The organism is Pseudomonas sp. WS 5078, from assembly GCF_012985745.1.
GTDB lineage: Bacteria > Pseudomonadota > Gammaproteobacteria > Pseudomonadales > Pseudomonadaceae > Aquipseudomonas > Aquipseudomonas lundensis_A.
This window is the reverse complement of sequence record NZ_JAAQWX010000001.1, coordinates 487,401-498,279: the sequence shown is the minus strand read 5'-3', so window position 1 is coordinate 498,279 and position 10,879 is coordinate 487,401. Positions and strand designations below refer to the sequence as shown.

12 protein-coding genes are annotated in these 10,879 nt (G+C 54.4%); 4 read left to right on the top strand and 8 right to left on the bottom strand.

Going from position 1 to position 10,879, the window contains the following annotated elements; genetic code table 11:
* Window positions 1-191 precede the first annotated feature (191 nt).
* Window positions 192-704, bottom strand: coding sequence for a hypothetical protein (locus tag HBN68_RS02325; RefSeq protein WP_038451967.1), 513 nt, complete (start codon window positions 702-704; stop codon window positions 192-194).
* 253 nt (window positions 705-957) lie between these two features.
* Here HBN68_RS02325 and HBN68_RS02320 point away from each other — a divergent pair, with 253 nt between their 5' ends.
* Window positions 958-3,810, top strand: a complete 2,853-nt coding sequence (locus HBN68_RS02320; protein WP_038451969.1) for an AAA family ATPase — start codon at window positions 958-960, stop codon at window positions 3,808-3,810.
* 156 nt (window positions 3,811-3,966) lie between these two features.
* Here the strand turns inward: HBN68_RS02320 and HBN68_RS02315 are convergent, their stop codons facing one another.
* The 6 genes from HBN68_RS02315 to HBN68_RS02290 form a co-directional block, all read right to left on the bottom strand.
* Window positions 3,967-4,704: an HAD family hydrolase gene (locus HBN68_RS02315; protein WP_163001094.1), complete on the bottom strand. Its 738-nt coding sequence runs from the start codon at window positions 4,702-4,704 to the stop codon at window positions 3,967-3,969.
* Between the two features lie 57 nt (window positions 4,705-4,761).
* Entirely contained in the window at window positions 4,762-5,154 is a 393-nt protein-coding gene (locus HBN68_RS02310; protein WP_038451971.1) for a hypothetical protein, read from the bottom strand.
* A 2-nt stretch (window positions 5,155-5,156) separates the two neighbouring features.
* Window positions 5,157-5,489: a hypothetical protein gene (locus tag HBN68_RS02305; RefSeq protein WP_038451973.1), complete on the bottom strand. Its 333-nt coding sequence runs from the start codon at window positions 5,487-5,489 to the stop codon at window positions 5,157-5,159.
* A gap of 34 nt (window positions 5,490-5,523) precedes the next feature.
* The gene (locus HBN68_RS02300) at window positions 5,524-6,261 is read right to left on the bottom strand and encodes a metallophosphoesterase (RefSeq protein WP_038451975.1); all 738 of its coding nucleotides are present in this window, start codon (window positions 6,259-6,261) and stop codon (window positions 5,524-5,526) included.
* Window positions 6,262-6,312: 51 nt separating this feature from the next.
* A complete protein-coding gene (locus HBN68_RS02295; protein ID WP_038451976.1) occupies window positions 6,313-6,723 on the bottom strand; it encodes a hypothetical protein in 411 nt (136 codons plus the stop codon).
* Window positions 6,724-6,834: 111 nt separating this feature from the next.
* Window positions 6,835-7,158: a hypothetical protein gene (locus HBN68_RS02290; RefSeq protein WP_169962412.1), complete on the bottom strand. Its 324-nt coding sequence runs from the start codon at window positions 7,156-7,158 to the stop codon at window positions 6,835-6,837.
* 480 nt (window positions 7,159-7,638) lie between these two features.
* On the opposite strand from HBN68_RS02290, the gene HBN68_RS02285 reads away from it, so the two are divergent.
* Entirely contained in the window at window positions 7,639-8,097 is a 459-nt protein-coding gene (locus HBN68_RS02285) for a transcriptional regulator (protein ID WP_038451978.1), read from the top strand.
* A 582-nt stretch (window positions 8,098-8,679) separates the two neighbouring features.
* Window positions 8,680-9,225, top strand: a complete 546-nt coding sequence (locus HBN68_RS02280) for a hypothetical protein (protein WP_038451980.1) — start codon at window positions 8,680-8,682, stop codon at window positions 9,223-9,225.
* Between the two features lie 303 nt (window positions 9,226-9,528).
* Here the strand turns inward: HBN68_RS02280 and HBN68_RS02275 are convergent, their stop codons facing one another.
* Entirely contained in the window at window positions 9,529-10,029 is a 501-nt protein-coding gene (locus tag HBN68_RS02275; RefSeq protein WP_169962410.1) for a hypothetical protein, read from the bottom strand.
* A gap of 393 nt (window positions 10,030-10,422) precedes the next feature.
* On the opposite strand from HBN68_RS02275, the gene HBN68_RS02270 reads away from it, so the two are divergent.
* Window positions 10,423-10,836 (top strand): hypothetical protein, encoded by a 414-nt coding sequence (locus tag HBN68_RS02270; RefSeq protein WP_038451984.1) that lies wholly within the window; start codon window positions 10,423-10,425, stop codon window positions 10,834-10,836.
* Window positions 10,837-10,879 lie beyond the last annotated feature (43 nt).

Below are 10,879 nucleotides of genomic sequence, written 5' to 3'. Positions count from 1 at the left end.
CACACGGCCCTCGCCATCAGCAACCGATCTGAATGGCGCTACGATCATTTCTTCTCGGGTGGCTGATAGTTTTCGAGGCTTACCGCAACAGGGACACGTCTAGAGTTTTTATTCGGTTGCGCCCGGTCTGCGGGCTTCTTTTCTGGAGCCTGCTCTTGGGGTGTTTTTTTTGAATCGTTCATGAGATCGACCTAGGTAATCGGCGGAGTGAGGAATAGATAGGCCAGCAGCGACGCGACCAGTGAACCTGTTGAAAACTGTATCTCTTTGTACGCCACTCGCAAGTTTCTAAGCTTATCTTCCAGCAGCGCCTGAGCTTGGCTCGCGGACTCCTGGCAGGTCATCGCGACTTGGTAGTACATCGTGATGAGCTCTTCCTCCTCGGCGAGCATGTTCACATCCTCCCCGATCTCTACCCTCGGGACGTTGGATAACCGTATGGTGGCAAATATCTTGTACCAAGCGGAGATCAGCGCGGTCAGGGTTAGACCAGCCAGAATCATGAACACGGTGGTACCCCAGCCAGCATGATTCATCAAAAGCGTTCTGGGCGAAGCAGCGTTTATGAGGGCACTGTAGGCAACGATACCCACGCTCAAAATGCTCAAAAAACGACTCGCTTTTTCGTCGAGCTTTTTGTAACGGTCGAGCTCATCATCCAAAGCCTTCTTGGAGAGCTCGTACAGGAATTTATACCTTTCCACCCATCCTCCTTGGAAACCTTGGCCGACAACAGCCGATTTGAGCGGACACATGGGCCCAAACTAACACACAGGGGCTGGGCGGGGCAGCAGAGGTCGGTCGCAGCCAGTGCCTTACAGCCTCTCACCCACGGCACTGGCAAAGCTACAGACCAACTGGCTTGTAAAGTATTGAATCAGGGCCCGTCGATAACGCATGGGAATGGCATCCTGATTCCAGTCCGGTTACGCTGCCGTGCACCAGGGAGGAAGCGCGATGAGTCAGTACCTTTTAAGTTTTGCGAGACAGAACCTTGAGGGGCGTACTGACGCGTACCTCGTGCTTCTCTGGTGCATGTACCAAGCTAAGCAAAGCAAAGGCCGCTACTCCGACCACATTAAATCACACATCACGACAGCGACTGATGAACTGCTCGGGCGCGACTACCAACGCATCGCCTCACGCTTCAAGAAGGTGCTCGATAAAAGGCCAGAGCTGGATCGAGTACCACCATCGGGCCTGGGTGCGCTGGAATGCCTTCGCGTTAAGAATTTCCGTGGCTTTGGGGAGTTTGGCTCCGACGACAAAGGGACACTCATTCGCTTCAGCAGACTGAAAAATATTTTCTACGCACCCAACGGTGGCGGCAAGTCATCCCTCTGCGAAGCCCTTGAAATCTGCACCACTGGCAGTATCAAAGAAGCAGCCAGGCGCAAGACTAAGCTCAAACAGTACACTGCACGCGGAGACGCCAAGCCTCAGCTGGAGCTCTTGGGAACAGACAAACTCGCCGTCACGCCCAGCATTAGTTGGTCAAGCTGCTTCATTGATCGGAATCGGCTTCAGGAATTTTCGCTCCTGGGCTCCAAGGACACAGGTAGTGTCGAAAGCGACGTCCTGGCCACTCTGTTCGGCCTTGAGGAGCTCCAGGACGTCATTTCTCGTTTCGTCCGCCCCGAGAGCTTCACACTCAAAAACTTCAGGCGTACCGACCAGACCGAGGCGCTGGCCAACCTTGAACGTGCTCGAACAGAACTGGCTGAACAGCGAAGCAAACACAGAGCAGATCTTCAGGCCTCGATAACGCGGATCTGCCAGCTTTTAGGGCTACGCCCCGACCAGGATTCCGAAATACGTCCAAAGGTACAGCGGCTGCGCAAAGCCATAGACATGCATATCCGGGGGGCCGAACGGCTACGAGCAGCCAAAGCGCCCACTGCCATCGCGCTGAAGCACGTTGTACGTACCCTTGCCATTGCTAAACGGCTGATCCAACGAAAAACAAAGATTGAGACGGTGCTTCTACAGAAGGCCAGTGAAGTTAACTTTCGCGCGGTTTTTGAGGCACTGGAGGCCATTGAACAGCAGTCTGAGCAAGCCTGTCCCGCATGTCTGACCCCGCTCGACAAGGTCACCGTGAACCCCTTTGAGAGGGCCCGTGATCAGATCAAAGCGCTGGGGGCATTGGAGTCACTGAAACAATCCAAGCTGCGAAATGACGCTCAAGTTGTCCTCTGGGCTTCACGGATCGCTTCCGGCATCAACGCGGTGAAGGGCAATACCTTGGCGGACGTTTCCTGCCCTCTCGCAATGGACAGCCTGGAGGCGGTGCTCGCAGAATTCCACAGGGCTACTGATCGCTCGACAGTGGCGGCGTCAGTCCTCCACGCCTTCATCGCACTCTGCGCGGAGAGTACAGAGCAGATCGAGGCCTACCTGCGCACCTGTGAGCGTAAGCGACGAGAGGTTGACCAGGCCGAAGCTCAGGCGGCCCGCCTTGATGAACTCATCGGGCACCTCAAAGAAGTTGATGAATCGCTGAAGAGGCAGTTCGACACCAAAATTCGTGCGGCAACCGAGTTCAAAACCGCCAATAACAGCATGCTTGCACTGATAGAGCAGCGAACCGGTTTGCTCAACAATGCGGTGGATAACAGCCATTTCAACCAGCTGCTGACCGATCTTGAGGTTGAATACCGGACACTGTATGGCGATCTGCTGAACTACAAGCTTGAACTCGAAAAGGCTCGAATTACAGGGATCGAGGCTAAGGCTGCCGAGTACTACCGGGCGATCAATAACCATGACGGTGATCATGAGCAAATTGAGGCCCTGGCCTTTGAGAAGCTCTCGGAAAGCTACCGGGTCAAGATCACCAATGTAGACGGATCTCAGTTAGATGCGTTTGCGGTGCTCAGCGAGGGACACCTCAGGGCATTAGGCTTGTCGATCCTTCTGGCAATGGCGCAGAAGAATAATTTTCCACTTATCGTCTTTGATGACGTCGTCAATGCGATCGACACGGATCACCGCTCAAACATCATCGATCTGTTCTTCAATGACGAGTACCTGCGACAGATCCAAATGGTGGTGACGACCCATGACCGTCTCTTCTGGGAGCGCTTCTGCATCATCGCCGACCGTCATCCGCAGTCCGATCAACACGCCAATCATGTGCTGAGCTATACGAATAAAGGCATCGTGGTCATTGACCACGCGGGCGGTTTTCAGAAAAAGGTGCACGTGGCCCTTTCGGTCTTCGACGTTCGGCAAGCGCTGCTCTACTGTCGGATCTGGTTCGAGTCCATGGTGCTGGAGTTTTGCATTGAAAAGGGCGTCAAGGTCACGGCGAGCTTCAACAAATCCCAGCTCAAGAAAAGCATGTACCTGCAGGTAAGCCTGGAACACACCTTCAAGCTGGTGGAGCCATACATTGACTATGACATGTCGCATTTCAATTTCATCAAAAATGATCTGGTCAACTGGGGCGGTCAAAACCAGGAGCATCATGCGTTTGATGAAGGAAGCCTGAATTTTGTGCATTCCAAAACCAGCGGAGAAGTCATCAAAATCTACGATGCCATCCGCTTCCTGGAATGCCAGCTCTTCATGGACAGAAAGAAGCAATCCGGCGAGAGGTACCTTGCCGATATCAATGGCGAAATCGATAAGCGACGCAGGAAGCTGGCGGGGCTTGCCAAGGCACCACAGCAGGTGCAAAACGAGCACCAAGCCGCGCTGAAAGCATTGGAGAAGCGCGCCATCGACTTGAACCAGGAGCTTCAGTTCATCGAGCGCTGCGTTGCGAGTGTGGCCAATCGGCAGAGAGCCGAAGAGGCAGCCGGCTGAGTTGCCGCCTGCCTAGCACCGCCAGTGACAGATCACGATCTGAATGCTCGTACACCCACGACTTCCCCCCAGGCCATCGGGAAGCGTCTTCGTATGCAGCGGGGCTGTAGTGCTATGGCAGCCTAGAGGCTGCCTCAGTCAAAAGGACTGAGCTCGTCAAAACCTTTTCAAGCCATCGCCAAAAAGACCGTTAGCCGCAACATGATTGTTGTACGCCGCTATCGCCTGTTGATTTTCATTTCGCCATTGCTCACCTTGGGTCTGCTCAGGGTCAAGCACCAACCTGGCAAACTGAACCAGGTCTCTAATCCGCCCCTGAGGCCCGCGCTCTAGATGTAATCCCAAGATCCCTGCAGCTCGCGGGCCGTCCCGGTCACATTTTATTGAATCACCGATCATCAGTACCTTCCCGACGCCGTCGTCAAAGCAATGGCCTGGCCGCACAGCCATTTGATTGCAGGCCGATTGATAAACGACAGGATCAGGCTTCAGGCACCCTAGCTCATAGCTGAAAGCATATGCGGTCACGTCAGGAAAAAGCCTTTTGACGACCGGGCCATAGGGATAGGCAAGATTCGAACAGAGCGCAATTTTCAGGCCGGCTCGACGTAGTGTCGTCATTGCTTCCATCGCATCAGGGTAAGGTCGGATAGACGACAGCTCCGTTTCTAGCGCAAGGCTTAGCTCCTGGCGTTTTGAAAGCGTCAGGGATATCCCGGCCTTCGAGGCGAGCGTTTCCAGAGGCTCGTTTGTCGTCATCGCCAGCTGCATGATTTCTGACGTCCGGGTCAGCCCCTGTCGGCGACCTTCGCGCACTAATTCCCGATAAGGATTTGTCCGCCGACCGATATGGGCGATTGTCCCAAAAACATCGAAAATAATCGCACTGATCACTTTACCTGCCTCCCCAAATCGAACCGAATTTGATCATCCCGCACCGTGCCGTCAGCCTCAAAAATAGCGAACCAGAGTCGAGAGCGGCATCGACTTCCGTCTACCATTTCCGAGCAACACGTACACTTGGTTTTGCGTTTGAAAAAACATTCCCTCGCTGAAATCAATCAGCGGCGACGATCGAAGCCAGAGGCCGCTGTCGGTCTGGGTGACGCTGTCAAACACGACGTTGAGCAACAGCAGCATGACCTGCTTTTTACCCTCAGCAGCCAGCTCCTGGACGACCAAGTCTGGGGCGCTGAAGTCAAGCCAGACCCACGCGTCCACGATGCAAAACGCCCTACCAGGGAACCGTGACTGAGTCATCCGAATGGCTTCTTCAAGCTCGATATCAACACCCTGCATTAACACACTCGGGCCAATGAGCTGCTCGATCTCCTGGTATGGCATAGCTACTCCTCATCCATCCTGGCGTTATCTCGGGTCATGGACAGAATTACGGTCTGCTCGATCCCGTCGACCTCTTCCAGCATGAACATTAAAAAGCTCACAATCACGTATCGGTCGCCGCTAGCGGTGATTGCAAGGGAATAGCCATGCTCCTCTTCCATCGCCCCCACATCGTCAGTGACAATCGTGTCGCCGTTATCTGAGTGGTTGTGGATGTCGAAGAAGATGGCAGCTTTGAACCCCGTACCGACGGGGCGGGCATCGAGCAAATATCCGCTGATTTTCTTCTCAAAGGTGAGCTTCGTGGCCTCGATCAATGAAGCTGGAAAATACACTTAACAAATCCCCTACTCGCACTCGTTTGGCGGTTCAAAGCGTGACCACACATTGCTTGTTGAAGTAGACCTCTTCCCCTGGATAACCTCTGGGATTGCTCAAAAATCGGGTTCCGTTGATGGTTTCATCAACCGGAAAATGAGTGTGCCCAAAGACCCAGAGGTCGATTTCCATATCCAGAAATTCCTGCCAGTTGTTGCCGTAGGCCGCGCGAAGATGCGGATGCTTACTGTAGTCAGGCACGAAGTGCATCAAGGGCGGGAAGTGAGTCACGATGATGGTTTTCCCTTGGAACGGTTGCCCAACCTCGCGGCGCAGCCACTCACGAGACTCTTGCGCGACTTTGCGGGTTTGTTGGGGCACCAGCTTTCGGTACTCCGGCTCCATTCGGATGAGCTTGTAGTCATTCATCAGAGCTCTGGCCTCAAGCAGGGCGAGCGGCGCGTTGCCCGTACCTTCGAAATCCGACCAGCCGGTGCATCCTAGGATGCGAATCCCATCTCGGACGAGCGTGCGCTGTTCCAGGAAATGGACGTGGGGAAGCTGGCAGTTATTCAGTTGGTCGAGCGTTTTGTTCCAGCTCGACTTGTAAAACTCATGGTTGCCGGCCACGAGAATTGTGTCCTTCGAAAAATGCTCGCCGGCCCAGTGTGCGCTTCGGCCCTTAATGTTGATGTCCCCAGCCAGGATTGCGACGTCGTACAGGGCAGGGTCGGGCAGCTCAATAGGCTGGAACTCGACATGAAGATCTGACATTACGAGGAATCGCATGACATTTACCGTCCGAGTGAAATGTTGAGGTGCACCCGCATGGCCACGGCATTAGTAGAGCTCAACAATCGCCATGACAGTCTGAATGCTGGCCTTTTTTCGCAGCCCTTTTCCCATCAAGATGTAGATGGTGTTACGCGTTTCAAACACGACCCCCTCAGTGAACGCGCGCTGGTAAGTAGATCGAACCCAATCGCCAGCCAAGCGCTTATTAAAGCTATGGCTCAACACAGTCGACGCATACAGGACAACGGGCTGCAAACCGTCGCTGGCGAGCGATTCTCGAAACTCTTCTGTCACCTGGATCTCGATGAGCGTCCACTCTTTGACGATGCAGTACGGTTTCCAGGACGGACGACGGATCGCCATCGCTACAGCTTCGTCAGCATCACCCTCAAAGCCTGTCAGTGAATCGCCATCTCCGTTCAACAGCTCTACAACGTCTTTTAAAACGTCACTCATAGGACTCCTAGCCATGTTCAGCTTTCGGTTGCTACTGTGCGTCTTGCCGCTGGAACCCACTCCTCACCAGCAAATTAATCACCTGGAGTTCCGTGCTCGTGCAAACGGTATTCAATGGCGCGCCCGCGAGGGGTAAAGGTATTGCTTGCAGCCCGACCAGCTGCAAATCACATAGAGGCTGTTCAGCGTTTCAACGACCACATAGCCCTTAATAATTGATGAAGCAACCACCCGTGAGGTGCGAATGCTGCTGCCATTTGCAAAGCGCCCTCGATCATCTACGTAAATCACCCCAATCATCCCCTGCGGATCTGGGATTGCACAGATAAGGTATCCAGAGATCTGAGCGTCGAAATCAACCTGCATTGCCTTAGCGACAATCTTCGGTATGCCATCTAGCGCTTGAGTAGGGTGAAGGACTTCGCTGTTCAACATGTTCTGGCCATCATCACCGGACATCGTGGAAGGGCGTCTATACTCAGTTGTAAAATGCCATTGGCCGCAATCCCCCACCGGATCCCGAAGTCCTTTGACTTAAACGCGGCCATCCAAGGAAATCCCCACAGTCGAGCTTGACACTTGCCGAAGGCGATTCTTGACCCTAGTAGCAATACCTCGCGGTTGAGACTCCCAATTCGCACACGCACCCCAACTCGAATTTCCCGTCAATTGACCCGTTTGTCTCAACTGGCCGGCCTGTCTGACTTACGAAGGACGGTTTGCTGTGGCGCAAGGCCATGTCTGCACGGAGTCGCTTTAGCTATATATTGATATCCACGCACTGATCAAAAGCGATACGGATCGTCCCACAGTTGAAACTCAGCCGGGAGCAGCATCGTCACTCGATCAAATATATAGAGTTGAGAGACGCAAAGCAAACGCGGCATACCATCGATTTTGAAGGTAGGCCCCGCAATGTCTCTGCGTAACGCATTGGCGTCGGTGACGCAGCTCCTGAGAACGGAGCGCGGAATGTCTCAGCAAGACCTGGGCGTCCATATCACCAAATCGCATGTGAGTGCTGTTGAGAACGGCAAGACGTCGCTGACGACCGACTCCCTCGATGAGCTCTGCAAATCCCTTCAGTTGCATCCAGTGGCGTTCTTGGCGCTGGTGTATGCCGCGCAGGAACAGCAATCCGCTGCTGACGTCATCGCAACCGCTCATGCCGATTTGGCGAAGATGGCGTTGCTCCACACGCCCGTGAAGCCCGCCCCTGTAAAAAAGCCTCACCCGCGAGTTGCAGACGCTGAAAAGGTCACACGGGCGGTACAAGATCTCAAAAATGCAGGACACACTCGTGCTGAGGTTGCCCGCATGCTGGGCGTCTCTGAGCCAACAGTAAGACGGCATTGGAACCGCCCTTTAGCCTAGGGGGCGGGGTCGTGCCAAAGCTTGGAGCGTTCGCCTGAGCTCACCTTGGGTGGCCTGAGCTGCGTGAATTTGCACGAGGCTGGCGAGCCTGCCGAAAGGTGGACGATCACCCCTGATCGCGCCTGGAGTTCTGGGCACACGGTGCACACCGGTGACGGATGCAAAACCGCTAGAACACGTGGAAACCGGAGAGGTGCAGTGAAAGCACTCGGCTGAATGGCGCGTAATAACCTGCCCTAGGATCCAAACGAACCTACTGTGATCGCGGCCTGACGTTTTCTCGAAAGTCTTCTTAGTCAGGCTGGCAGTCTGTGCAGTGGCGCAGAAACCTTCGCATCATTGTGGTTCAACTACAGCTTGATCAGCATGTCAGTTCCTTCATGGGGATGCGGGTGGGCATGGTGATAACGCAGGTTCGAGCATTACACCCCGGCTGGTATGACCAACGGAGCTTTAGGCTTGTGACGACAATAGGTGTGGCAGGCAAGGTGCGAACATGTTGAGATGACTTCCGTTGCTCTACCATCATACGCTTGGTGCCGGATTGGATGCCTAGCGGATCATCTGCTAAGGAGTATCGGTATGTCGGACGTATACGAGATCGTTGAGAGGGCGCTATCACTGCCCTCCTTGGCCAGTGTCTGCATTGGTGCCCTCGGGATGTGGCTTAGCTCTCGGCACTGGTGGAGAACAAATCGTCCTATGCTGACTGCCAGAATCGCCACTGTTGCAGGTGGTAATGAAGGCATTGCCTTGAATCTAGTTGTGGAAAATACTGGGAATCGACCGGCTCAAGACATCAAGCTGTTCGCCAGACAAAAGGCGGTATTGGCGGCGTTAGCCGAGCCTTCCGGAGCGCAGATACCCGGTGACGCACAGAGCTGCTTCTTCAAGGATAAGGAGATACCAGTACTCGCTAACGGCAAGGCAGTCACCAACGCCTTTGGCCATTTGGGCAAAAATCCCGGAGCTTGGCTAAGCGGTGCGAAAATCCCGCTAAAGATCAAATACAAAGACCTGCACGGGAAGAAGTACAGCGCAAAAATGAATCTCATACTGGCCGACGACAACGGCTTCGCTCAGACGTCATGGGCCATTCCTACAAGTCAGGCTGCCAAGGCGGGCTGACCCTGGTGGACTAGCACTGGCAGGCTCTAAGGGCGCAAGTATTGAAAGGCAGTGTGCTTACTTGGCCAGTCGTTCACTTTCCGCTGTTCAGGGACATTGGAGTGGGCGCGTGATCACGATCAGCCTGCCCCGGTGTAGCCCTTGGCGAACTGGAGAAGGGATATTGATTTCTTCTAAGGGCGCTGCCCCAGAGACAGCTGCGCATCTCTGCCACTGCCGCGGGAGCCCTCCTCGTTTTTTCTTCGATTGCAGCACTAACTAGCATCATGTGTGATGCTGGTTTGGGTACCGGAAAGATGCTTGTTACTTAGTGCCACGCAGGCGGCTGAGCGTGCGCCGGAATCGCCTCAGTGGATTCTTGGTAGTCTCCCATTCCTCCTTCAGCAGATGACGAGCTTCCAGGATCGACTGATCAGCCATCGTTCGCCATACGCCGTAGCGGTTGTCGACGGGGAGCGTTCCCGGATCAACCGCCAATTTGCCTGGGTCAAGCAGGTTCTCCAGCGAAGCCAGCAGCTTATTGGCCGCATGATCGTTGGGGTGGAACCTCATTTGGATCTTGCGCAGGAGCCGGTACGAATCGAACTTGAGAGTGTTTAGCTTGGGATACGCTTCCTGTTTGATGTCTTGGTCGGCACCATTGGTATCAAGGTATACCTGCATCCATTCATGCGCTTTGCTTGTGAAGTCAGAGATTTCATCCCGAAGCCCGTTAATCCAGGCTTGTCGAAATTCAGAGATTTTCAACTCGCGGGCCATGAGCGCCACGAAAACTGCAATTGCAACCGTGATGATAGCCGTCATGCCTGTCCTCGCTCGATGTCTTGGTGGAGGCGTTCTCCACCGATAGAGACCCACTAAAAGCGGCAGTTTAGAGCATTTGATCAGTTGCAGGCGCGTGCTTCAATCCGGACGTGTGCCTAAGTATGTTGGACTGCTCGCACCAGCCTGCCGTCCTGGCGATAAGGGTTGTCGCTATGCGCGTGGGCGGCCAGGCAAAAGGCCAGTGAGATCGACCAGTACTGCCACATCAGTGAATGCCCCCCGTCATCGCCAGACAGGAGACCAGCGACAGCACGCCAAGGGCGAGTGATGCAGTAAGTAAAAGCAGTGAGTTGAGTAGCGTTGCGGTGACTTTTCTGGGAAATTTTGTTTGAACTCATTCATCCCAAGTCCACTACCAAATCGGAGAGTCTGATGACAACGCACTCCCTTGTCGTTGCCAAATACCCGGCCCTGCAGTCCAAACGAACCCTGGCCCTGTTTTGGGTGCTGATCGCGGCCCTCGCGGTTGCAGCCACCTTCTCGGGGCCCCAGCCTTTCCTGCCTGAGGGCTTCGGCGCCGGCGAACGCTACTTGAGCGACCACATGCAGTTGCTCGCGGTGGTGTTCTTGGGGCTTTCGCGTTTGGCTGCCTTGTCAAAGCGGCCCCAGATGCAGCTGATTAAGCGACTGAAGCGGGAGCACGGCATCAAAGTGAAACCGACATGGAAGGCAGGCATCGCGGCTGGCAGATATTTGAACGGCGCGGCATTGCTGATCCTCGCCTACTACCACACACAAGCCCTGGAAGCTCTTGTCTGGCTGGTACAGATGGCGCTGCCTGCTTGACCCTCTGAGTTGATCCAGAAAAGCTTCCTGTCGGGTATGGCAG